Origin of the sequence: Limnohabitans simekii (SeqCode) (genome assembly GCF_965234735.1) — a bacterium.
In the GTDB taxonomy this organism is placed as follows: Bacteria; Pseudomonadota; Gammaproteobacteria; order Burkholderiales; family Burkholderiaceae_C; genus Limnohabitans; species Limnohabitans simekii.
Genome location: NZ_OZ248540.1, coordinates 761,317 through 784,284 on the forward strand (window position 1 = coordinate 761,317; position 22,968 = coordinate 784,284).

Below are 22,968 nucleotides of genomic sequence, written 5' to 3' on the forward strand. Positions count from 1 at the left end.
AGTCCCCATGAGAGAAGCCGTCATCGTATCCACCGCCCGCACCGGCATTGGCCGTGCCTTCAAAGGTTCTTTGAACCACAGCAAATCGCCCAGCATGTTGGGTCATGTGATTGCGCAGGCCGTTCAACGTGCAGGCATTGAAGGTGCTGAGGTGGAAGACGTGGTCATGGGGACGGTGCTCACCAGCGGCACGGCGGGCATGAACCTGGCGCGTAACGCGGCTTTGGCTGCTGGCTTACCGGTCACGGCCCCTGGTCAAACCATGGACCGGCAATGCGCTTCTGGTTTGATGGCGATTGCCACAGCCGCCAAGCAAGTCATGGTGGACGGCATGGATGTGGTGGTGGCTGGTGGCCAAGAGAACATCACGGCTGAACAAAAAGCTTACTTCGAGAGCGCCATGGCCAGCAAAGACGCACATCTTGAACAACGCGTTCCCCATGTCTACATGCCCATGCTGATGACCGCCGAGTTTGTGGCGAAGAAATATGGCATCAGCCGTGAAGCGCAAGACTTGTATGCATTGCAATCGCAGCAGCGCACGGCGCAAGCCCAGCAAGCCGGTCGCTTCAACCAAGAAATCGTGTCCTATGCCACGCAAATGGCGGTGGCCGATAAAGCCACGGGCGCTATCAGTTTGAAAGACGTGGTGTTGGACAAAGACGAAAGCAACCGCCCCGACACTGTGCTCGAAGGTTTGACCTCCTTGAAGCCAGTGATTGAAGGCGGCGTCATCACCGCAGGAAACGCCAGTCAGTTGTCCGATGGCGCCAGTGCTTGCGTGGTGATGGACGCAGGCTTGGCCGAGCGTCGAGGTTTGCAAGCGCTGGGCATTTACCGTGGCATGACAGTCGCTGGTTGTGCGCCTGAAGAAATGGGCATTGGTCCCATCTACGCCGTGCCCAAATTGCTGAAACAACACGGTTTGAAAGTGGACGACATTGGTCTGTGGGAGTTGAACGAAGCCTTTGCCTGTCAAGCCATTTATTGCCGGGATCAACTCGGCATCAACCCCGAGATCTACAACGTCAACGGTGGTGGCATTTCCATCGGTCACCCCTATGGCATGACAGGTGCAAGGTTGGTGGGCCATGCGCTGATCGAAGGCAAACGCCGTGGCGTGAAATACGTGGTCGTCACCATGTGCGTTGGTGGCGGCATGGGTGCGGCTGGGTTGTTTGAAGTCGCTTAAGCTTATTGGATAAAAGGGGGGTCCACATGCCACGTCGATTTGTTGATTTATCCATTTATTTGGAAAACGATGTGGTGAGTGATCCACCCGCGTATGCCCCGCGCATCGAGTACCTGACCCATCAAAACACGGTGTCACAAATAGAGCCATTTTTCCCGGGCTTGAAAAAAGAAGACTTGCCCGACGGGGAAGGCTGGGCGGTGGAGTTTGTCAAACTCTGCACCCACAACGGCACGCATCTGGATGCGCCTTACCACTACCACTCCACGATGGATCAGGCGTCAGGCGAAAAAAAGCCCGCCATCACCATTGATGAAGTGCCGCTGGAGTGGTGCTTTCAACCCGGGGTGAAACTCGACTTCCGTCATCTGCCCGATGGTCATGTGGTCACCGCAGCTGAAGTGGATGCCGAACTCAAGCGCATCAGTCACACGTTGTCGCCGCTGGAAATTGTGGTGGTCAACACGCGGGCAGGCATGCAATACGGACAACCCGACTATGTCTCCTGTGGCTGCGGCATGGGCTACGAAGCCACCATGTATTTGCTGCAGCAGGGTGTGCGATTGACCGGCACGGATGCCTGGAGTTGGGATGCGCCGTTTGTGCACACCGCGCAAAAATATGCAGACACCGGCAACGCGGCGTTGATTTGGGAAGGCCACAAAGCGGGCCGAGACATTGGCTATTGCCACTTGGAAAAACTGCACAACCTGGAAGCCTTGCCCAGCAGCGGTTTTTACATCAGCTGTTTTCCCCACAAAATCCGTGGTGCTTCTGCTGGCTGGACCCGTGCCGTTGCAATTTTTGATGATGCTTTGCTTGCTGCGCAGCATCCCCAAGCTTGAAACTTGATCCTCACCAAACAGCGCGGGCCTTGCCCTACCTGCGGCTGTCTCAAACCATTGCGGCTTTATTGCTGGACACGTCGGTTGTGGTGCCGCCGCGTTTGGTACAGCGCTTGTCGAACGCGGGCAGTTTGTTTGTCATGCCCGCAGGCGATGCCCAACTGGCCATCACCAAGCTGATCACCTGGGTCCCAGACAACCCCTCGCGGGGAATGCCCGCCATCCAAGGTGAAGTGATGGTGTTTGATGCCCGTGATGGCAGGTTGTTGCACCTGCTGGATGGCCCCACGGTGACCGCGCACCGAACAGCGGCTGTGTCCTTGCTCGCCGCACAACACCTCGCGCCTCATCCCCAGGGCCGTTTGTTGCTGGTGGGTGCTGGGGTGCAGGCCAAAGCGCATTTGCATGCATTTGTGCAAGGGCTTGGTGTGCAAGAGGTGTTGGTGGCTTCGCGCACACGCGAAAGTGCCCAAGCCTTGGTGGACGAAGCGCAGTCCTTGGGCGTGAGCGCCGCCATCGCTGACAGCGCTGACCAAGCTTTGGCTGACTGCAGTTTGGTGGTCAGTGCCACCACTGCGCATCAAGTGGCCCTGCGTGCCCGTCCTCGTGACGATGCATTCATTTGCGCCATTGGGGCCTTCACACCTGCCATGGTGGAATGGGCACCCGAGGTTTGCAGGCATGTGGCGGAACATGGCCGGGTGGTGGTGGACTCCCGAGACGCCGACCATGAAGCTGGCGACTTGTTGCAAGCGGGCTTGGATGTGGCGCAATATCTCAGCTTGCAAGATGTGGTGCGTGGGCCCTCGGCCCTGGACACTGGCCCATCAGGTCCGGTGTTTTTCAAAAGTTGTGGCTGGGCAGGCTGGGATTTGGCAGCGGCCCGGTGTGTGGTGCAGGCGCTGGGTTGAATGCATCAGCAAGCCAGCAGACAGCCCTTGCTCAGTCGTTTTCCAAGGCCACCAAACTGTTGAGCAAAGCGGTCTGAAAGCGTTGGGGGTTTTGAACATGCGGTGCATGACCCAAATCTGGAAACAAGACCAACTTGGCATTGGGAATGATCTTCACGGTTTTGAGTGACATCTCGCGGTAGTTGCCCAAAGCGGATTTCAGAGGCTCAGGTGCCAAATCGCGACCAATGGCTGTCGTGTCTTGTTCACCAATCAACAACAAGGTGGGCACCTTGAGATTGGGGAATTCGTACAAAACCGGTTGATTGACAATCATGACAAAGGTCAAGGCGGAATGCCATGCCACGGTTTCTTTGCCGGGACCGCGGTACATGCCTGCGATCATTTGTATCCAAGGCTCGTATTCGGGTTTCCAAACGTTCGCGTAGTACGTGCTTTTCTGGTAGTTGCGCATGCGCTCATCGGTTTGCTGCAACTCACGTGCATGCCATTGATCCAAGGTGGGCATGGGCACGCCCATGGCTTTCCAATCTTCCAAGCCCAAGGGATTGATCATCACCAATTGAGTCACTTCCTTGGGAAACTTCAAGGCATAACGCGTGGCCAACATGCCGCCCATGGAATGCCCCACCACGGTGGCTTGGCTGATCTTCAAGGATGTCAACAAGGCATGCGTGTTGTTGGCCAGTTCGTCAAAGCTGTAGTCATAGTTGAGGGGTTTGCTGGATTTGCAAAACCCGACTTGATCGGGCGCAATCACCCGCAAGCCAGTTTGTTGCAACTTGATGGCTGTTTCATGCCAGGTTGCGGCACAGAAATTTTTGCCATGCATCAACACCACAACCGGTGCATTCGGCTTGGCTGCTGGGTAGTCCAAGTAGGCCATTGTGATTGGCTGGTTGGCGGCGATGAAATCAAAATACCGCACAGGCGCTGGGTATTCAAAGCCCTGCAATTGCGGTCCATAAACAGGCACATCTGCCCGAGCGGTCAGGCTGGCCAACAGGCAGATCCATGCGAATAAATTTTTCATGCCGGAGTTATAGCGCATGTCATGGACAAGTTGCCCATTGACGCTGGTGCGCAAAGCCCAATATCATGGGTCTGGCCCAAGACACTGAAGGACCTCCATGACTGCTGAATACATTGTGATCTGCGTGTATCTTTTTGCTGGCGTTTGTTTTGGGCTTGTCACTTTTTCTCATCGGCACTTGTTCAGCGAAGGACCCACCAAGTCGGACAGTGCAGATGCAAGCTCGGTGCTTGAGGGCCGCGCTTTTTGGGTCTTGATCGCCACATGGCTTTGGCCCATCTTGGTGCTCACGGGCATCAACACTGCGTTCATCTTGGCCAAGCGCCAAAAGCAGTTGAAAAAGTAAGTCAACTTTTTTTGATCTGTTAAGCCAATGCAATTGCCACATTTCATGCCGCTGTTCATCTTGCGGGCTCTGTTGTTCTCTCTGGCAAGCCTCTTGTGGACCCCGCTCAGCTGGGCCTTGACCGAGGCACAAATCATCCAAGCCTTGAGCTTGCCGCAAAACAGCACAGGCAACATTGCCGATGCTGTTGAAGAAGCCACAGGTGCCCGTGGCTGGATGTCGTCAGACATGAAACCCATTTTTGATGCCCGAGTAGTCGGTCGGGCCGCCACCGTGGTGTTGCGACCTGTTTTGAAAAATGACGATCGCAAATACCCCAATCTGGCTTTAGAGCTGCTGGATCAGGCCCCAAAAGGTTCGATATTGGTGTTTGTCATGCAAGACGGCCCAGACATCGCTGCCATGGGCAATTTGATGGGCACCACGGCCAAGGTCAGAGAACTGGCTGGTGCTGTGATCGATGGCGCGGTGCGTGATGTCGCCGAATTGAAGCGGATGGGCTTTCCAGTGTGGTCACGCCGAGTCAGCCCTGCAACCTCGGTTGGCCGCATGGTTGGTGCAGAAAAGCAAGTGCCGGTTCGCTGCGGGGACATCATGGTCCATCCCGGCGATTACATCGTGGGTGACACCGATGGCGTGGTGGTCGTGCCAGCTGCTGCCGCCATGCGCGTGATTGAATTGCTCAAGCAATACGATGACAAAGAATCCAAGATGCTGACCATCATCGAAAAAGAAAAATCCATGCTCAAGGCGCTGGAAATTTACAACCGCTACTGAACCAGGTTCAGATGGTCATGCCACCATCCACCGAATAGGCTTGCCCGGTGGTGAATTGCGACTCGTCACTGGCCAAAAAAACCACGATCGGCGCAATCTCATGGGCTTGTGCCAAGCGCCCCATGGGTTGACGCGCCACAAAGTCTTTGCGAGCTTGCACTGGATCGGCGTGGCTGTTGATGCGGTCTTGCAACGAGGGTGTGTCCACGGTGCCTGGGCAAATGGCATTGCATCGAATACCTTGTCGCACATGGTCGGCCGCAACCGCCTTGGTCAGGCCAATCACAGCCGCTTTGCTGGCGCCATACACAAAGCGGTTTGGCAAGCCTTTGACACTCGAGGCCACACTGGCCATGTTGATGATGCTGCCTCCGCCTTGGGCGATCATCTTGGGGAGAGCCGCTTGAATGGCCCAAAACTGCGAGCGCACATTCAAGTTGAAGGCCAGGTCCCAGTCCTCGTCGGTGGCGGTCAAGGCGGTGCCACTGTGCACAAAGCCTGCGCAATTGAACAACACATCAATGCGTTCCATGAGGGCGATTTGCGCAGCGATGGCTGCCTTGTCCATCACGTCCAACACCGCTGTGTGGACATGCTTCATGCCCTTGTAAGGCTCTAACAAAACCGGGTTGATGTCGGTGGCCCAGACCGTGGCACCTTCGGCCAGCATGGCCATGGCGGTGGCCTGACCAATGCCTTGACCGGCAGCTGTGATGAGGATGTGTTTGTCAAGTAGTCGCATGGCTTGTCCTGAATGTTGAAAGCCCTTGGGGCCATCGAGGGTTTCAGAGCTTAACTGAAGCGCCTGGGTTCGGTCGCAAAGCCAGCAAACTGACGGCAGAGATGGTCAGGGAAAGGCAAATTCCACTGGGCAAATCGAGATACCAGGACAAGCCCAGCCCACCACCAACCGCCAAACCTAATGCGGCACTTGAAAGCAGGGCGGAAAAACGCTCAAACAACAAGGCTGGACCGATCAACAAAACAAAAACCAAAAACACCCCCAAGGTTTGAACCATCAGGCTGGCCACGACGGCGAACATGCCATAGAAGATCATGTCCGCGGCCAATACGCTTCGTTTGAACCAAAACAAGATGGAAACCACCACACCGCTGACAACGGCAATCAGGGCATCCGTGCCATCGCTCCAAAGCAGATCGGCTGCCAAGAGTTGTTGCAAATCATCTTTGCCATGGGGGCTGAATTGAGCGGCCAACAAGGCCAGCGATGCGCCCAAGATATAGATCAAGCCGATGAGCGCTTCGCGCCGCTGGGGCCACCATTGACAAATCTTGGCCACCAAGGCCGCGCTGCAAAGTGCCCCGGCGACCGATGCACCCAGCAAAATGCCATCATCGTGGGTATGGTGAAACACTTGCAGCCACAAAGTGGCCGCTGCAGCGGCTTGTGCCACCGCAAGATCAATGAACACTACGCCACGATGCAGCACTTGCCTGCCCAAGGGCAAGAGAGCGAGCGCACCACCGAAAAGCGTGATCAGGGGAAATATGAACCAGTCATCTGTCATGCAGTGTCAATCTGGCCGCTGGCTCAGGGTTGAAAGAAGTTGATCAAACCAGTCGATCAATGCCGTGCCAGACATGTTGGTCACTGTTGCGGGTAAAACCAACATGGGGATGCCTTGAGCGCTGTCTTGACGCGATAACCATTGTGCAGGTCGTTTGTCATGGTGTTGGGCAATCACGATGGCAAACGGCTGTGACTGTTGGATCTGTTTGCGAATGCGTTCAAGGTGAACGGGGGTGGGTGCCATGCCAGGTTTGGGCTCTAAATCAGCCCCCATCTGAATACCCAACCACTGCCAGAGATAGCCAAAACTGCTGTGCTGTGTCACCACCGTGCGTCCTTGCAAATGCTGGGCTTGTTTTTCCCAGCGAACTATGCCCGCTTGCATGGACTTTTCAAACGTCTTGTAGTTGTCTGCAATTTGTTTGCCATCTTGGGGATGGAGCTGGATCAATCGCTCATGCAGGGGTGCCGCGACTTGCAGCAAACGCTTGGGGTCTGCATGCAGGTGTGGATTGCCCTCGGGATGGACATCCCCTGAAAAGGGGGTGATGGCGCCCGCATACGGGTTGATCAGCGTCACGAACTTGGAGGCGTAGAACATGGTCGGTTGACCGTCTTGCACCTTGGGGTTGCCAGCGCGGGCTTGCAACACCGGCAACCAGCCAGATTCCAAACCTGCACCAGTACAAACAGCAAGGTCTGCTTGCCGAAGTTTGGCAATCAACGAGGGTCTGGCTTCCACATGATGCGGATCTTGCAAATGGTTGGTGGCTGCAAACACCTCAGCCTTGGGGTACAAAGCTTTGGTGAGGGCGCCCCATTCTGGTTCACAGGCAAACACCGTGAAAGCTTGCACCAGATTGCCAGCCAGCAAGAGTCCGCTGCATACGGCGAACTTAAAAACTGTGCGCACCGTGGGCTCCAAAACCAATCACCAATTGCAGTTGAACCACATTGGACGCTGTATGGGCAAACACCTCGCTGGCCGCTTCACCGGCACTGCTTTGACGACTGAACTGAATGCGGTAGGTTTGGTTGTGGCTTGGCTTGTAGGCCAGCATCAAAGTTGTTTCACGCAAACGGGCTGCAGCGGCTTCAGGTTCAGTTTCACCTTCATGCACCTCGGGTTTGTTGACGGCCAATTCGTCACTTCTCAGACCCAATTCCCATGCGGGGTGAAACCGCCACACAGCACCCAAGGATGACGCGGTGTGTCGTTGCGATGTCAATTCTGGATGGATGCCGGTGATCCGTGCGTTTTCCCAGAACAGTTTCACCTGGTTGTTTTTCGGGTTGCCATCCGGTGCCCATTTGTAGACCAGATCGGTCATGTAGAGATGTTGACCACTGAATTGAGCGCCATGAGCATGATCGTGTTCCTCCTCCGCACCGTGCTCATGGGCATGGGCCTGGCGTCTGTTGTTCAGGTAGGACAAGCCCAGTTGCCAACTGTTGCTGGGGTTGAGATCAGCCCCCGTTTTCATTGAAAAGGTGTAGGCACCTGGCGATTTCTTGGTTTCGGCTTCCTTGATGAGTTGCTCTCCCATGAAAGTCTCAACCCCCAAGCGCAGGTAAAACGGCGTGGGTGCTGTCCAATTCAATCGCAATCCATCGTCATACCAATGGCCGCCCAAAAAGCCGCGATAGAGCAATGGGCGTTCTGAGAAATCATCCGCATGAGGATGTTGTTCATTCAGATAGCCTATTTGAGACGAAAACCTGCCCACTCTGGCTTGCAATCCAGCGGGCAGGGTCTTGGTTTCGACCCATGCATTTTCCAAATGGGTTTCAACATCACCATCTTTGGTGTGCACAGCTGCTGAAATCTCCGCGTTCAAGGCGCTGCCAAGTGCGCCACGGGCCACCAAATCACTGTGGCCAAGTTGCAAGTCTTTGCCACGGGCGCCGAGTTCGAGTTCTTTGGAGGTGTTGGCCACGTCCAAGACGGCGCCAAATTCCCAGCCAGGGGTTGTTTCTGCATGCACCATGACAGGCATCAGCAAACAGCCGATGCACGCACTCAGCGCTGTCGGTTGAAAAATCGTTTTGAACATGCTCATTCCTTGAAAATAAAAAGGTGAGCTTATCTTAACGCAAATGCATTCTCATTAGCAATAGCCTTGCAAGCTGTGAAAGTCAGCTTCAGCCCTTGTTGAAAACGGCGTCCACCGGCAATTGCATGGCCGAAGCGAGTTGATTGGTTTTTCCCGCCAATGCAATCACTCTCAGTAAGTCGGCATGCTGAGCCGATGACATGCCTTTGCTGACAGCTGATGCAGTGTGTGAATGGACACAGTAACTGCAAGCGTTGGTCACCGAGACAGCGATGTAAATCATTTCCTTGGTCAATGGATCGAGGGCAGAGGGTGTTGCCATGACGGCTTTGACCTCCCGCCAGGTGCTCTCTAGCAAGTCTGGATCAAAGGCCAAATAGCGCCACATGTTGTTGACGAAATCACTTTGCCGGGTTTGTCTGATGTCATCAAAGACAGCCTTGACCTGGGGGTTGCTCTCAACATTCGATGGGACTGGAAGGGTGCTCATAGGGATTCCTTTGGTAAAAGATGCATTGTGTGACGTACCATGATTTCAATCTCCATGAATGGATTCTGCACATCAAGTGAGTAAGCCTAATTTACACAGCATAGATTACCGTCCCGACATCGACGGACTGCGGGCCATGGCGGTTCTGACCGTTATGGCGTTTCATGCCTTTCCAGATAGCGTGAAAGGCGGCTTCATTGGGGTTGATGTTTTCTTTGTGATCTCGGGTTTTTTGATCACCAAGCTGATTCAAAGTGGCCTTGACAACCAACATTTCAGATTCAGTGCTTTTTACGCCAGCAGAGTAAGGCGATTATTTCCTTCGCTCTTGGTGGTTCTGCTCAGCTGTCTCTTTTTTGGCTGGTTCGCTTTGCTGTCAGATGAATACAAATTATTGGGAAAGCATATTTCTGCAACTGCTCTATTGATTCCCAATTGGATCATCTGGAGCGACAGTGGCTATTTTGATTACGCTGCCCATTCAAAACCGCTGCTTCATCTTTGGAGCTTGGGCGTGGAGGAACAGTTTTATTTATGCTGGCCTTTGATTTTCTGCTTGTTATACAGGCATCGATTCAATGTGTTCGGGGCCACTTGTCTCATCTTGCTTTGCTCGTTTTTCTTGAACTTGTACTTGATCGAAAAGTATCCATCAGCCAGCTTTTTCTGGCCCTTCACCCGTGCGTGGGAACTGCTGGCAGGCAGTTTGTTGGCTCAGTTGACGCATTCAGGCTTCGTGGTCTTTGGCGCACTCCAGGCCAAGCTTGCCGACAACAGGCACTTCAAACAGGGCATGTCGATCCTGGGCGTTCTGATGTTGTCAGTGGGCTTGCTTGTGATCGATCAAGAGAAGCGCTTTCCGGGTGGTTTGGCACTGTTGCCCGTGATCGGAACCCTGTTGATCATTGCGGCGGGTCCACAATCTTGGTTCAACCAGACGGTTCTGTCGCATCGCCTCTTGGTTGGCATTGGCCTGATCAGCTACCCCTTGTACCTGTGGCATTGGCCGCTGCTGTCGTTCGCGCGGATTCTTGAACAACATCAGCCCGATTGGCAAGTTCGCACCTTCTGCATTGCGGTTGCATTTCTTTTGGCATGGCTCACCTATGTGTGCATTGAACGACCAGCTCGTTTTGGAAGGCATCTGAAAGCAAAAACTTACAGCTTGATCACACTGATGTTGATCACCGCATGCTTGGGTTTCGCAACCTACGCCTCAGAAGGATTCAAATCAAGATTTGCCAATCAATTGATCGAAGTTCAAATCGCTGACCTGACTTTTGACATACCAACCAGTTCAGATTGGTATTGCAGTCAAGTCAGTAACGAAGGCCCACGTTGCTTGACCAGCGGACCTGCGCCAACGACTGTGGTGATGGGAGACAGCCATGCATTGACCATTTACCCTGGATTGGTAGAGCGATTTCAATCCAAAGGTCAGAGCTTGGCGCTTTACGGGGGCAGCGATGGCTGTCCGCCACTGTTGAATGTGGTTGTTCAAGACATTGGTGGCGATGTCAGAAACTGTTTGCAAAAAGGGACCCAAGCTATTTTGCGCATCATCCAGGACCCTGCAATCAAGGAAGTGATCCTGACAAGCAGGGGGCCGATGTACACCACAGGACAAGGCTTTGGCGACATAGAGTCTTCACAATTTGGCACTTGGGTTCTGCACTTTGAAGGTGAAGAAAGAGGTTTAAGAAGCAATGAAGAGGTGTTTCTAAAGGGCTTGGCCAACTCCTTGGATGCGTTGAAGGCGGCAGATAAAAAGATCACTTTTTTGCATGATGTGCCGGAACTTGGGTTTGACATCCGAAGCTGCTTTAGCTTCAGGCCCATGGTGATGTCCAACCGGGTCAAGATGCCATGCGCCGTGGCGAAAAGTGATTTTTTAGCCAGAACCGAAAAACACAGGGCTGCAGTGGATCAAATCTTGTCAGGCAGGCCCGAAGTCAAAGTCATTGATTTAGCCCAGGCATTGTGCGAGGGCCCATGGTGTTTTGGTGCAAAGAACGATGTCTTGCTTTACATGGACGATGATCACCTGAGTCGCAGAGGGGCTGAGTATGTGGTGCGGCGGCTATGGGATCAGTTTTAGACAGCTTGTTGCCTTGATTTCAAACATCATGGATCCGTGCTGACGATGGGCCAGCCCGTTTTCACCAGTTCATCCAAGATATTCATGGCATCTTTCGCTGTGGACGCGTAGGGATTGAATTCTGGGTGGTTCATTTTGACCATGGGGTCTTGTGCATTCAGGTGAACGAGTGCCATGGACCATTGATCGAATTTGCGTTGCTTGATTTCTTCCATGCAAAGAAGTTCAATGTTGTGGTGTCTTGAGTCTCCAATGATGCGACAAAATAAATGGTTGACTTTGGATCGTTCACCCTCAAGGACTTGCATGTAAAGACCAGTTCCTTGGCATAAAACACCTGAAATGTCGGCGTTTTTATTCTTCAAGGTTGAGCTTTTCAAAATGGTGGAGGTCACGGATGTTGTGACAGGACCTGTTGGCTGGCTGACATACAAGAGGCTGACAAGCATGAGGAAACTCCTTTGCGATACCGATCACGCATTCACAAGACGGTGCCACTGCCAAGACGTCAACAAGTGCCCAGAGATTGCCACTAGAAGCTATTTCGAGGCCTTGAGCCTATCAGTTTGGTCCGGCACAATCAATGCGGGGTTTCACAGACTTCTTGGCACGCCACCAAGTTTCCTGGAGTCATGATTAAATTGACATCACGCAGTAGGAGAACAAATTGAAATTTCAAATCAAATGCATGGCGCAATGGCTTTTGCCCGTTTGCCTGAGCACCATGGTTCATGCCTCCGATTCACTCTACGAGTTTTTGGAGTGTCCTTCTCAAAAAGAGGCCGCCACGCCTCAAAGCTGTCAACGTCAGTGCACTCCATTTGGATCAAGTCCAGCCTCCTACCAGGTTGATCTTTCCGGGGGAAAGGTCACTGAAATGACCTGGCAAGCTTCGAACATGCTGGCCCAGCGTCAATTGACAGGTTGCAGCATCAAGGATGCGCAAAACTGGCGTTGCCTGTCAGAATCTGAAATGATGGGTGGCATTGTTCGAAGAGACACCTATGCCATTGCCGGGCAGGTGTTCATGGATGTTGGCGGCTCCGGCGGTGAGCAGTTTTACTGCAGTGTCCGGAAAAACAGGACCAACTGACGCTTTCACAACCTCTTCATGATTTGCAACTCAGAAGGAATGTCATGACATCAGCAGAACGCGATCAATTGCTTTTTTTTCTGCGACAAGTTCTTCAACGTCCGGCTGCGGGCAAAGATACAGTGGCAGACCAGCTCATCAAAGAAGCGTGTGCACAGCATCCCGACGCGCTTTATTTGTTGGTGCAAAGGGCCATGGCCAGTCACATGGCTTTGCAAGCCGCTTTGGATTCAAACGCGGCATGGCAGTCACAGCTGAATCAGTCTTTGGATCCTTCCAAAAGTATTCCACCACCCACCGTTGGCAAGCCTGCCCATCCTGCATTCCCCACCACCAGTTTGTGGGCTTCGGGCGTCTTGGGTGCGATTGCGGGCACCGCTGTGGGCGTGGTGGCTGGTTCTTGGCTCTTTTCGGATGTTGATTTGGTGCCTGGCATCATCGAAGCCGCATCTGATGCTGTGACTGATGATGGATTGGGGCTGGATGGGGATGACTGGGCATGACAGGCTTGAAAACAGCTCAGAAAAAACGCTCTACACGGTAGGGGCTGGGATCTATAAAAGGTGTCTGACCGCACATCACTTCGGCCAGTAACCGGCCGCTGGAAGCTGCTTGTGTGAGTCCATGATGGGCATGACCAAAGCTGAACCACAAGCCGGGATGCTTTGGCGCAGCCCCTATCAAGGGCAGCATGTCCGGGGTGCAAGGGCGCGATCCCAGCCACGCTTGGCTGTCCATGCGTTCGCCCAAGTGCGTCAAGGTACGCGCCACAGGCTCGATCCGCTCCAACTGCACAGGTGTTGCTGGCGCGTCGCGCCATGCAAATTCAGCGCCTGTCGTCAGACGCAGTCCTTGTGTCATGGGCGCAATGGCATAGCCATTTTCAACATCCACAATGGTGTGTGAAAGCGTTGTTGCAGCCGTTTGAAAATGCATGTGATAGCCCCTCTTGCGCCCCAATGGCAGGTGGTACCCAAGTTGGCGAGCCATATCTTCCCCCCAGGGTCCAAGCGCCAGCACAGCTTGCGGGGCATGGACGCGACCGGTTGCGGTTTGTACAAACCATTCAGATGCATCTGCCTGCAATGTCGAAGCATCGCCTTGCAAAAACTCCCCGCCACGTTGTTCAAACAAGCGCCAATAAGCGTTTGACAATGCTTGAGGGTCTTGGATTTGACGCGCATCGGGATAGTGCACACCGCCTATCAAACCGGATTTGAGCGCAGGCTCTTTGGCCAGAAGTTGTGGCGCTGACAACACCATGGCATTGACGCCATAAGCGCGGCTTTGCTCGGCCATGCGGAGATGCTCTTGGGCGCTTTCCTCGGTGCGAAAGACTTTGATCCAGCCTTGCTCGTTCACCAAAGCCTGAGCATCTGCAGCTTCGATCAGCGGCTGGTGTTCGCTCCAGCTGTGCTCAATCAAGGGCAGGGCGCCTGCAATGGCTTTGGGGTAAAGCGCAGGTGAAGAATGCTGCCAATAACGCCACATCCATGGCAGCAATGATGGCAAGGCACGCCAGTGGTAGTGGGCAGCAGTGCGTTGACCGAGTGCGTAGGCCAACAAAGTTTTGAAGTCGCGTGGAAAAGCATAGGGAAACACGGTGCTGCGCTCAATCAAACCAGCATTGCCAAAGCTGGTGGCAGCACCTGGTGCGCCACGATCGACCAAGATCACATGGCGGCCCTGTTCTTGCAACTTGAGCCCCAGGGTCAATCCCACAATGCCTGCGCCCAGAACCAAAACATCGACAGATTTGTTGTGCATGAACGCCATTATTCAACGATTGCCAGCGTCCATGCGCAAGCAACAAGTTGGCGCTGCCCTTGATGAATTCGGGGCATGGTGTGACCTTGAATGGGATCAGGGGTTTTCCTAGTACATTGGGCACCTCATTTTTTAAAAACATGCCTTCTTCGTTATTTACTCGTTACTCCGAACTGCGTCATCACACGTTGCAACTGGCTGCGCCACTGAGCGCCGAGGACCAATGTGTTCAGTCCATGCCAGACACCAGCCCCACCAAATGGCACCTGGCCCACACCAGTTGGTTCTTTGAAAGCTTGGTTCTCAAGCCTTTTTCTCAAAACTATCAAGTCTTTGATGAGGCATTTGCGTTTTTGTTCAACTCCTATTACGAAGCACTGGGGCCGCGCCATCCCCGACCAGAACGCGGCTTGCTCACGCGCCCTGGATTGAATGAGGTGATGGCGTTTCGCCAACACGTCGATGCAGCGATGCAACACCTGTTGAGCCATCCCGCAGGCTTGAACCCGCAAGCCCTGGCCTTGATTGAATTGGGTTTGAACCACGAGCAACAACACCAAGAGTTGTTGCTGACCGATGCCCTGCATTTGTTGTCTTGTCATCCCTTGCTGCCTTCTTATGACAGCAGCATGTCAAATTCCAAGGCGCATGTTGGCGAGATGCATTGGCTGTCCTATCCAGAGGGATTGCACCGTTTTGGTCGAGCCATGGATGAACCAGACTTTGCTTTCGACAATGAAACACCAAATCACCAGCGCTTTGTGCAAGGTTTTCAAATCGCCAGTCGCTTGGTGAACTGTGGCGAGTACCTGGCCTTCATTCAAGACGGTGGCTACGACAACGCCGACCTGTGGCTGTCGGAAGGCCGTGCCCATGTGCTGAACAACGCTTGGCAATCTCCCCTGTATTGGTTGGCCCCACAAGATCCTCGCGCTCCCTCAGACCAATGGCAGGTGTTTGGATTGAACGGCGTGCAAGCCCTCGACCCGCAAGCCCCGGTATGCAATTTGAGTTTTTACGAAGCGGCTGCATTTGCGCAATGGGCTGGTGCCCGCTTGCCCACCGAGTTTGAATGGGAGCTGGCCAGTGCGCACTCGCACATGCACGACCTGCATGGCCAGGTGTGGCAGTGGACCCGCTCGGCCTACGAACCCTACCCCGGTTTTGTGCCCGTCAGTGGGGCGGTGCGCGAGTACAACGGCAAATTCATGGTCGGCCAACAGGTCTTGCGTGGCAGCAGCTTTGCCACGCCCGCACATCACAGCCGCCACACATACCGCAACTTTTTCCCTGCCTCGGCACGCTGGCAGTTCAGCGGCTTGCGTTTGGCCAAAGACCTGCAAAGCCCTGCCTCATGACCCCACACGCCACTGAACACTTGAATTTCCTGCAGGACATGCAAACTGCACTGTCGCAATCGCCCAAAAGCATTTCACCAAAGTATTTTTATGACCAAGCTGGTTCGGCCTTGTTTGACCGCATCTGTGCATTGCCCGAGTACTACCCCACGCGCACCGAGTTGGCGCTGTTGCAAACCCACGCGACGGACATCGGCCAATGCATGGGTGAACACGCAGACATCATTGAATTCGGTGCGGGCTCGTTGCAAAAAATCAGGTTGTTGTTGAAGACGGCTCAGCAACCAGCCCGCTATCTGCCTATGGATATTTCGGGCGTGCATTTAGAGGCAGCCAGCCTGACCTTGCAACAAGAATTTCCACACCTGCGGGTTCAACCCCTCGTGGCTGATTACACCCAAGACTGGCAACTGCCAGCAGCGCTTCCCCATGCGGGCAAGCGCGTGGCGTTTTTTCCGGGCTCGACCATTGGCAATTTTTCACCCGCACAAGCCCATGCTTTTTTTAAAAACTGTGCTCGAAATTTGTCGGGTGGCGCATTGCTGCTGGGTGTGGACCTGATCAAGTCACCTGATGTTTTACATGCCGCCTACAACGATGCCCAAGGCGTGACGGCGGCCTTCAACCTCAACCTGTTGACCCGCGCCAACCGCGAACTGGGCTGCGATTTCGACCTGACCAGGTTTGCACACAGCGCTTTTTACAACGCGCCCTTGCAACGCATTGAAATGCACTTGCTCAGCTTGCAAGCGCAGACCGTGCACATGAATGGCGTGGCCTATGCTTTTGAGCAAGGCGAAACCTTGCACACCGAGTACTCGCACAAGTTCACCATCGCTGGTGTACAACAGGCTGCGCTGGCAGCAGGATTGCAAGCCGGTGCCTACTGGACCGACCCGCAACATCAATTTGGCCTGCTTTGGCTGAACATCCCTCACACACAGGAGCACTGAACATGAAAGCCATTTGGAACGACACCGTGGTTGCCGAGAGCGACGACACCGTTTTGGTTGAAGGCAACCACTATTTCCCTGCGGATGCATTGAATCAAAACTTTGTGTCCAACAGCAACCACAAAACCGTGTGTGGATGGAAAGGGCAGGCCAGCTATTACTCGCTGCTGGTGAATGGGGAATTGAACAGCGATGCGGTTTGGTATTACGCCGACCCCAAACCCGAAGCCGAGAACATCCGTGGCCGCGTGGCCTTTTGGAAGGGCGTCAAAGTGGTGGCGTGATTCAGTTGAAGCGGTGGAGGCAGCACTGCAGATCTCTTTTTTAGAGGGCTAATCTGGCAACGGGGGCCGGTGGGTTGCGGGATCAGTGACCCTGGGAAATTAATAAAATTCACATTTGATGTGGCAAACTTCGTTTATGAAGTTTTTGCTGTCAATTTTGTTGATTTTTTCTGTGTGCAGCGCCAGTGCGTCAAAGATGCTCCAAGGAAAAGTTGTGTCTGTGGCGGATGGCGACACCATCACGGTTTTGGATGCTGAAAAAATCCAACACAAGATCAGACTGCAGGGCATTGACGCCCCGGAAAAAGCCCAGGCTTTCGGCGCCAAGTCCAAGCAAGCTCTTTACGAATTGGTTCATGGCAAAACCGTGCAAATCTCGTATGAAAAGAGCGACAAGTATGGACGCATTGTGGGCAAAGTGTTGCTGGGTGGACAAGACATCTGCCACCAGCAAATCAAGGCTGGCTTGGCTTGGCATTACAAAAAATACCAAGACGAGCAACCCAGAGATGATCGTGATGCTTATCACGCCAGTGAGATGGCGGCCAAGAGCCAGAAATTGGGTTTGTGGTCAGACCTTCAGCCGGTGGCGCCCTGGGACTTTCGAAAAAGATAATCCTTATCTGAATACTTTGGGATTCCCTGGCATGGCCTCTTTCAAAGCAATGATGCCAACGATAGAATTTGACAAATTCATCAACACTCTGTCGCCATGAACGTCCCACATGCCATCATGATGCTGCTCAAGCCCAATCAGGCCTCAAATTCGAGGTCGTTACTTTGCGGGATGGCATGGGGTGCCGTCACCTTGCTTTGTGCCATGGGGTCCGCCCAGGCCCAAACGACTGAACAGCCAAGTTTTCAACAAGCCTTCACCACAGGCACCCCTGAGTTGTCTTTTCGGTTGCGCTCGGAAACCATGGAAGACGATGGGAAACCCAAGCAGGGCAATGGCCTCATGCTTCGTTCTCAATTGGGATGGCGTTCCAATACCCACGAAGGAATAGGTCTGCGACTTTTGCTGGTCAGCAGCAACAAACTCGTCAGCGATTTCAATGACGACGGCGCTGTGTTGACCAGTGATTACCCTTGGACACCTGCCAAGGATGTGACTGATTTCACGGAAGCCTTTGTTTTTTGGAAACTGAACGACGCCGCTTCTTTGAAATTGGGCAGACAAAAGCTGGAACTGGACCGCACCCGATTTGTCGGCCCCAACGAATTCCGCCAAACACAACGTTTTTACCAAGGCGTCTCGGCGGAATTGCGCAAAGGCCAACCGCTGAATTTCTTTGTGGGCTACTTTCAGAAAGAACGTGCGCCAGACACTCTTCAGCGTGAAACCGAGGTCACGGTGCTTCGCGCCAGCTATGAATGGCAACCTGGGCATACTGTTTTGGGCTCGGCTTATTTGCACGACCGCAAATCATCCACACCCGTTGGCTCATCCAACAAAATCCAAACCGTTCGCGCTGACGGCAAGTTGGCTGCCACGGCCGACTACCAGCTCAAGTATGTGCTTGAATCTGGCAGACAAACACCTTATGCCAACGGGACGTGGGGAAATGCAGATTACCTGCAATTTGGCGCGAGCATGAATGCATCGGACCATTTTGTTGGCATTTACCAAGAAACCTTGGGTGAACGAAAAGGCTCAGGAAAATTCGGTTTTTACAACCCACTGGGCTTGTTGCACCCGACTCAAGGATGGGCGGACAAATTCAACAGCACGCCTCCCGAAGGTGTCCAAGATACTTGGCTTTCTACTGGCTATAGCTGGAGCCAGTGGGGCATTCAGGCGGATTACCACCAATTCAAAACTGCGCAAGACTTGGCCGCACTGGGCAAAGAACTGGATCTGCGTTTGGACTGGAAATTCAGCAAGCAACTGCAATTCAGAGCGGAGCTGGCCAATTACATGAGTGACCGAACTTGTCCAGCTACCGCCGCGAAAGAAGATGCAATCAGCAATAAGTGTTCTATCCAGCGTTTTTGGCTCAATTTGAACTATGTGGTTTGGTAGGTGGGCGCTCCCATCCACCCGGTGACTTCGACCAGACTCGCTCAGCCGCTGAATGCCCATATTCACACGCTCCATGGAACCGCTGGTGCCATAGCGGTTTACGCTGCAGGGTCTGGCCCACCCGTGCTTTTGGTTCACAGCATCAATGCGCTGGCTTCAGCGGCTGAAGTTCGTCCAATGTTTGAGGCCATGGGCCAAGACAACAGCGTTTATGCACTCGATTTGCCGGGCTATGGTTTGTCTGAACGCCTGCCCCGTGCCTATACCGTGGCCGACATGTGCAACGCCATCAAGTTGGTGGCGCAATGGGTATCTGAGCGGCATCCAGGCCAGCCGCTTCAGGTCGTGGGCGTGTCGCTGTCGTGCGAGTTTGTAGCCCGTGTGGCCCAGCAGTCACCGGGCTTGTTCAACACCTTGGCATTGGTCAGTCCCACGGGTTTTCGCGGCGGACGGTCTTTGCGTCAACCTGAAGGCAGCACCATGTTCATGGCTGGCTTCGACCGCTTTTTGCGCCGCCCCGGCCCTTGGTGGGGCCGCTTCTTGTTTCGGCAGTTGTCGCGTCCATCGGTGGTGCGTTACTTTTTGCGCCGCACCTGGGGCAGCCGGGAGATTGATGAAACATTGTGGGCTTATGCGGTGCTAACCGCCCACGTGCCCCATGCCGAACAAGCGCCTTTGTCTTTTCTCAGTGGCGGCTTGTTCAGTGCCGACATCCACAACGTTTATGAAAGCCTCGATTTGCCTGTGTGGGTGGTGCATGGCACACGCGGCGACTTCACCGATTACCGCGCCCTGGACCTGGTGCGTGATCGCCCTCAATGGCATGTCACGGTGATGCAAGCTGGGGCGATGCCTTATTTTGAAGACATCGGCACGTTCATGGCTGAATACAGTGTCTTCAGGTACGCATCAAAGCATCTTCACCAATGATCTCAAGGTAGGCATCATCCAAGCCCACTGCTTGAACGCTCAGTGAAGTCAGCTTGGCACCATCAAGCGCCTCGATGATGTCGCGCAAGCCCAAGTTGTGCGGCAAAAAGAGGCTCATTTCACCCGCATGTTGGCGAACAGTCCAACCCCGCAACAGGGCACGTTGGGTGATGATTTCATGATTCTCGGATTGAAGCTTGGCCACTGCTTGGCCGGGCACACGCAGCAGCAACTCAGCGACGCTGCCATGCGCTGCAACTTTGCCATTGCGCATCAGGGCCACGGTGGTGCAAAGTCGCTCTGCTTCTGCGAGATGATGGCTGGTCAACAAAATCGTTGTGCCACGATCACGCAAATCCTGAATCAAGCGCCAAAGCTCCATTCGTGCTTCAACGTCAACAGCTGCTGTGGGCTCGTCCAACACCAACACGGAAGGTTGGTGAACCAAAGCAACGGCCAAGTGCAAACGTTGTTGCCAGCCACCAGAAAGCTGTCCAACGCGTGTGTTCGCGAATGCATTCAAAGAAAACGTACGCATCAGTTCAGCAACGCGCTGCTGACATTCTTTTTCTGAAAGACCGTTTAAGCGTCCAAAAAAATGAAGATTCTCAGCAGGTAATAAATCGGGGTAGAGCGCACAGCGCTGTGCGCAAAATCCAACCCGTGAATGGGCTTTGCCGTTGGATGGATGCAGCGCTTGGCCCATCAGACTGATCTGACCCGCATCCGGCAAGAGCAATTGGCCAATGATGTTCAACAAAGTGGATTTGCCACAACCGTTGGGGCCAAGCAGTCCCACAATCTCACCTTCTTCGACACGCAGACTCAACCCGTCCAAGACCTTCTGCTTGCCAAACGACTTGTGAACGTCGGTGATTTCCATTGCGGTGGTCATGGGTTCTTGTCCGTCTCTAGCAGTTGCTGATAAGCATGAATGCCCAAAGCCAGGCACAGGCCACAAAACCCCCAAAGAAAGATCAATTCAAAGCGCAGGTCGACAAAGTTTTTGCCATAGGCTGCAACACCTTTGAAGGCTTGGTTCATGTGCAGTATCGGGTTGAGTTGTGCCAGGTTTTGCATGGCTTGCGGCATGATTTCAAGTGGGAAAAAAGTACCGCCCAGCACCAAGATGGGAACGCCAATCGCCGACAAAGCAACCACCACTTCTTCGCTTCGTCTGGCAAAGCGCACCCCCAGATAAAAACCCATTCCCACGTACGAAAACACGGACAGCAGCAAGATCAAGCCGCCCAACAACAAACTGCCGTGGTATTGCACGCCAATCAACAAAGCAACGCTGTAGAGCATGAACACTTGCATCAAGGCCAGCACCAACTGTGAGAGCACAACGCCGAAGAAATAAGCGGATGGACGCAGTGGCGTGGTTCGCAACCGAGACAGTGTGCCTCGTTCACGCTCAGCAGCGATGATGGCAACAGTGCCGCCCAGACAGCTGAAAAACAGCGCGGCGCCGACCAAGATGCCTGCAGCAGCTGCATCCAAGCCAGCACGCATGCTGATGTTGTTGGCATAAACCAAACCAAAAAGCAGCATCATGGCAGCCGGAAAAACAGCCCAAAAAACCAGCCCTCGTTTTTGCCGCCATTGCTCAAGCAAAAGACGCTGCGCAACGGCCCAAGTTTGATTCAACCATAAACGCGTGCTTGTCATTGAAGGGATTGTTTGAAGAGGGCCGCATCGGGAATGACAGTTTCCAGGGCTTTGGCAGACATCAAGACGCCCGGGATGCCAGCCCCCGGATGGGTACTGGCACCCACCATGAACAAATTTTGGATGTCTTCGCTGCGGTTGTGCGGACGAAACCAGGCACTCTGGAGCAACAGCGGCTCGAGGCCAAATGCAGCGCCTTTATAGGACAGAAGATCATCTTGAAAATCTTGCGGCGTCGTCATGAATGAAACGGTCAGGTGGTCTTGCAAATTTGGAAGCACGGTTTCTGCCAAGGCCTTGGCTATCGCCGCGCGGTAAGGCTCTGCTTGCACTTTCCAATCGGTGCCGCTGTCAAGATGGGGCACGGGTGCCAGCACATAAAACGCATCGCATCCAGCGGGGGCCATGTCCAAGTCGGTGGCTGTGGGGCGGTGCAAATACAAACAAAAATCATCGGCCAAGTGGTGCTTGTTGAAGATGTCTTCCAACAAAGCTTCGTATCTTGGGCCCAGCAGCATCATGTGGTGGGGAACATCGTCAAATCGTTTGTTGGTGCCAAAGTACCAAACAAACAAACTCATGGAATATCTGCCACGTTCAATCTTGGCGTTGGTCCATACCTTTCGGTGCTGAGGCTCAACAAGGTGTTTATAGGTCCATGCGGTGTCGGCATTGGAGACCACCACCTCAGCATGAATGCGTTCACCTGTCACAAGCGTCACCCCACAGGCTTTGCCATTCTCGACATTGATGCACTGAACTTGCGCGTTGGTCCTGACGCCCCCGCCCATGTGCTCAATCAGACCCACCATGCCGCTGACCAAAGCGCCCGTACCACCCATGGCCCAGTGCACACCGTAGCGTCGCTCAAGTGCATTGATGAGTGAATACACACAGGTGACAGAAAATGGATTGCCGCCAATCAACAGCGACTGCAGACTCATGACCTGGCGCAATTTGGGATGCTGGATGTGCTGGGCCACCAAGGCATACAGCGTTCGCCAACCCTTCATTCTGGACATGGAAGGCAAGGCCATCAGCATGTCGCGCATGCTGTCAAAGGCATGGGCGCCCAAGTTTTCAAAGCCCAATTCGTAACAGCGGTCTGCTTCTTTCAAAAAGGCGTCATAGCCTGGACCCGCATTTGGATCAATGCGCAAGACTTCGCTGCGCATTCTCACGGGGTCGCCGCTGTAATCAAAATGATCACCGTCATCAAATCGGACTCTGTAGAAGGGCTCGAGTTGGCGAAGCTCAATGTCATCTTCCAATTGACGGCCTGCCAGCGCCCACAGTTCTTCCAGCAAGAAGGGCACGGTGATGATCGTCGGGCCTGCATCAAAGGTATAGCCATCGACCTTGAAAACCCGTGCGCGGCCGCCTGGTGTGTCCATTTTTTCAAGCACTTGCACACGCCAACCTTTGGCGCACATCCGAATGGCTGCAGCCAACCCGCCAAAACCACTGCCAATGATCAATGCCAGGGGTGCTTGAGCATCTGCAAAGGCCTGTTGATATTGCATATTCAATGTAATTGGGCATGGAGATATTGAATTAGATTCTTTTCTAATTTAAAAAGAAGTCAATAGGGTGAAAACCAGCTGGCGTCATG

At 53.7% G+C, this 22,968-nt stretch carries 25 protein-coding genes; 14 read left to right on the forward strand and 11 right to left on the reverse strand.

The window, feature by feature from the left end:
• The first annotated feature begins 7 nt into the window (after positions 1–7).
• Genes AC8GFP_RS03870 through AC8GFP_RS03880 form a run of 3 tightly spaced genes read left to right on the forward strand, consistent with a single transcriptional unit; the run spans position 8 to position 2,948 of the window.
• Entirely contained in the window at positions 8–1,192 is a 1,185-nt protein-coding gene (locus AC8GFP_RS03870; RefSeq protein WP_506610399.1) for an acetyl-CoA C-acyltransferase, read from the forward strand.
• A gap of 26 nt (positions 1,193–1,218) precedes the next feature.
• Positions 1,219–2,037 carry a cyclase family protein gene (locus AC8GFP_RS03875; RefSeq protein ID WP_506610401.1) on the forward strand — a complete coding sequence of 273 codons (819 nt, stop codon included), beginning with the start codon at positions 1,219–1,221 and terminating at the stop codon, positions 2,035–2,037.
• Positions 2,034–2,948, forward strand: a complete 915-nt coding sequence (locus AC8GFP_RS03880; protein WP_506610402.1) for a delta(1)-pyrroline-2-carboxylate reductase family protein — start codon at positions 2,034–2,036, stop codon at positions 2,946–2,948. The genes AC8GFP_RS03875 and AC8GFP_RS03880 overlap by 4 nt, the downstream gene beginning before the upstream one ends.
• Before the next feature lie 31 nt (positions 2,949–2,979).
• On the opposite strand, the gene AC8GFP_RS03885 is transcribed toward AC8GFP_RS03880, so the two are convergent.
• Positions 2,980–3,999: an alpha/beta fold hydrolase gene (locus tag AC8GFP_RS03885; protein ID WP_506610404.1), complete on the reverse strand. Its 1,020-nt coding sequence runs from the start codon at positions 3,997–3,999 to the stop codon at positions 2,980–2,982.
• Positions 4,000–4,078: 79 nt separating this feature from the next.
• Here AC8GFP_RS03885 and AC8GFP_RS03890 point away from each other — a divergent pair, with 79 nt between their 5' ends.
• Both AC8GFP_RS03890 and AC8GFP_RS03895 read left to right on the forward strand, forming a co-directional pair.
• Entirely contained in the window at positions 4,079–4,327 is a 249-nt protein-coding gene (locus AC8GFP_RS03890) for a hypothetical protein (RefSeq protein ID WP_506610406.1), read from the forward strand.
• Between the two features lie 27 nt (positions 4,328–4,354).
• Positions 4,355–5,104: an RraA family protein gene (locus AC8GFP_RS03895; RefSeq protein ID WP_506610408.1), complete on the forward strand. Its 750-nt coding sequence runs from the start codon at positions 4,355–4,357 to the stop codon at positions 5,102–5,104.
• Positions 5,105–5,111: 7 nt separating this feature from the next.
• On the opposite strand, the gene AC8GFP_RS03900 is transcribed toward AC8GFP_RS03895, so the two are convergent.
• From AC8GFP_RS03900 to AC8GFP_RS03920, 5 genes are all read right to left on the reverse strand, one after another.
• Positions 5,112–5,846 carry an SDR family oxidoreductase gene (locus AC8GFP_RS03900; RefSeq protein WP_506610410.1) on the reverse strand — a complete coding sequence of 245 codons (735 nt, stop codon included), beginning with the start codon at positions 5,844–5,846 and terminating at the stop codon, positions 5,112–5,114.
• Between the two features lie 43 nt (positions 5,847–5,889).
• Entirely contained in the window at positions 5,890–6,633 is a 744-nt protein-coding gene (locus tag AC8GFP_RS03905) for an ABC transporter permease family protein (protein ID WP_506610412.1), read from the reverse strand.
• A gap of 6 nt (positions 6,634–6,639) precedes the next feature.
• Positions 6,640–7,548 carry a metal ABC transporter solute-binding protein, Zn/Mn family gene (locus tag AC8GFP_RS03910; RefSeq protein WP_506610414.1) on the reverse strand — a complete coding sequence of 303 codons (909 nt, stop codon included), beginning with the start codon at positions 7,546–7,548 and terminating at the stop codon, positions 6,640–6,642.
• Complete coding sequence (locus tag AC8GFP_RS03915; RefSeq protein WP_506610416.1) at positions 7,532–8,689, reverse strand: hypothetical protein; 1,158 nt, start codon at positions 8,687–8,689, stop codon at positions 7,532–7,534. The genes AC8GFP_RS03910 and AC8GFP_RS03915 overlap by 17 nt, the downstream gene beginning before the upstream one ends.
• An 88-nt stretch (positions 8,690–8,777) precedes the next feature.
• Complete coding sequence (locus tag AC8GFP_RS03920) at positions 8,778–9,179, reverse strand: carboxymuconolactone decarboxylase family protein (RefSeq protein ID WP_506610418.1); 402 nt, start codon at positions 9,177–9,179, stop codon at positions 8,778–8,780.
• A gap of 58 nt (positions 9,180–9,237) precedes the next feature.
• Between AC8GFP_RS03920 and AC8GFP_RS03925 the strand changes: the two genes are divergently transcribed.
• Positions 9,238–11,277 (forward strand): acyltransferase family protein, encoded by a 2,040-nt coding sequence (locus tag AC8GFP_RS03925; protein ID WP_506610420.1) that lies wholly within the window; start codon positions 9,238–9,240, stop codon positions 11,275–11,277.
• A gap of 26 nt (positions 11,278–11,303) precedes the next feature.
• Here AC8GFP_RS03925 and AC8GFP_RS03930 read toward each other — a convergent pair whose 3' ends face one another.
• Entirely contained in the window at positions 11,304–11,726 is a 423-nt protein-coding gene (locus AC8GFP_RS03930; RefSeq protein WP_506610422.1) for a BLUF domain-containing protein, read from the reverse strand.
• 218 nt (positions 11,727–11,944) lie between these two features.
• On the opposite strand from AC8GFP_RS03930, the gene AC8GFP_RS03935 reads away from it, so the two are divergent.
• Positions 11,945–12,370, forward strand: coding sequence for a hypothetical protein (locus AC8GFP_RS03935; RefSeq protein WP_506610424.1), 426 nt, complete (start codon positions 11,945–11,947; stop codon positions 12,368–12,370).
• A 44-nt stretch (positions 12,371–12,414) separates the two neighbouring features.
• Positions 12,415–12,873: a DUF2076 family protein gene (locus AC8GFP_RS03940; protein WP_506610426.1), complete on the forward strand. Its 459-nt coding sequence runs from the start codon at positions 12,415–12,417 to the stop codon at positions 12,871–12,873.
• A 16-nt stretch (positions 12,874–12,889) separates the two neighbouring features.
• On the opposite strand, the gene AC8GFP_RS03945 is transcribed toward AC8GFP_RS03940, so the two are convergent.
• Positions 12,890–14,137, reverse strand: a complete 1,248-nt coding sequence (locus AC8GFP_RS03945) for an NAD(P)/FAD-dependent oxidoreductase (protein WP_506610428.1) — start codon at positions 14,135–14,137, stop codon at positions 12,890–12,892.
• Between the two features lie 140 nt (positions 14,138–14,277).
• On the opposite strand from AC8GFP_RS03945, the gene egtB reads away from it, so the two are divergent.
• The 6 genes from egtB (at position 14,278) to AC8GFP_RS03975 (ending at position 19,685) form a co-directional block, all read left to right on the forward strand.
• Entirely contained in the window at positions 14,278–15,495 is a 1,218-nt protein-coding gene (gene egtB, locus AC8GFP_RS03950; RefSeq protein ID WP_506610430.1) for an ergothioneine biosynthesis protein EgtB, read from the forward strand.
• Entirely contained in the window at positions 15,492–16,448 is a 957-nt protein-coding gene (gene egtD, locus AC8GFP_RS03955) for an L-histidine N(alpha)-methyltransferase (RefSeq protein ID WP_506610432.1), read from the forward strand. The genes egtB and egtD overlap by 4 nt, the downstream gene beginning before the upstream one ends.
• 2 nt (positions 16,449–16,450) lie before the next feature.
• The gene (locus AC8GFP_RS03960; RefSeq protein ID WP_506610434.1) at positions 16,451–16,732 is read left to right on the forward strand and encodes a DUF427 domain-containing protein; all 282 of its coding nucleotides are present in this window, start codon (positions 16,451–16,453) and stop codon (positions 16,730–16,732) included.
• 196 nt (positions 16,733–16,928) lie between these two features.
• A complete protein-coding gene (locus AC8GFP_RS03965) occupies positions 16,929–17,348 on the forward strand; it encodes a thermonuclease family protein (RefSeq protein ID WP_506610436.1) in 420 nt (139 codons plus the stop codon).
• Positions 17,349–17,444: 96 nt separating this feature from the next.
• Complete coding sequence (locus AC8GFP_RS03970) at positions 17,445–18,755, forward strand: alginate export family protein (RefSeq protein ID WP_506610438.1); 1,311 nt, start codon at positions 17,445–17,447, stop codon at positions 18,753–18,755.
• Positions 18,756–18,878: 123 nt separating this feature from the next.
• Entirely contained in the window at positions 18,879–19,685 is an 807-nt protein-coding gene (locus AC8GFP_RS03975) for an alpha/beta fold hydrolase (protein ID WP_506610440.1), read from the forward strand.
• Here AC8GFP_RS03975 and AC8GFP_RS03980 read toward each other — a convergent pair.
• From AC8GFP_RS03980 to AC8GFP_RS03990, 3 genes are read right to left on the reverse strand one after another with little or no spacing between them, the layout of a single operon-like run.
• Positions 19,654–20,580 carry an ABC transporter ATP-binding protein gene (locus tag AC8GFP_RS03980; protein WP_506610442.1) on the reverse strand — a complete coding sequence of 309 codons (927 nt, stop codon included), beginning with the start codon at positions 20,578–20,580 and terminating at the stop codon, positions 19,654–19,656. The genes AC8GFP_RS03975 and AC8GFP_RS03980 overlap by 32 nt on opposite strands.
• Positions 20,577–21,356, reverse strand: a complete 780-nt coding sequence (locus AC8GFP_RS03985) for an ABC transporter permease (protein WP_506610444.1) — start codon at positions 21,354–21,356, stop codon at positions 20,577–20,579. The genes AC8GFP_RS03980 and AC8GFP_RS03985 overlap by 4 nt, the downstream gene beginning before the upstream one ends.
• Complete coding sequence (locus AC8GFP_RS03990; protein WP_506610446.1) at positions 21,353–22,879, reverse strand: phytoene desaturase; 1,527 nt, start codon at positions 22,877–22,879, stop codon at positions 21,353–21,355. Before AC8GFP_RS03990 ends, AC8GFP_RS03985 begins: the two co-directional genes overlap by 4 nt.
• Positions 22,880–22,968 lie beyond the last annotated feature (89 nt).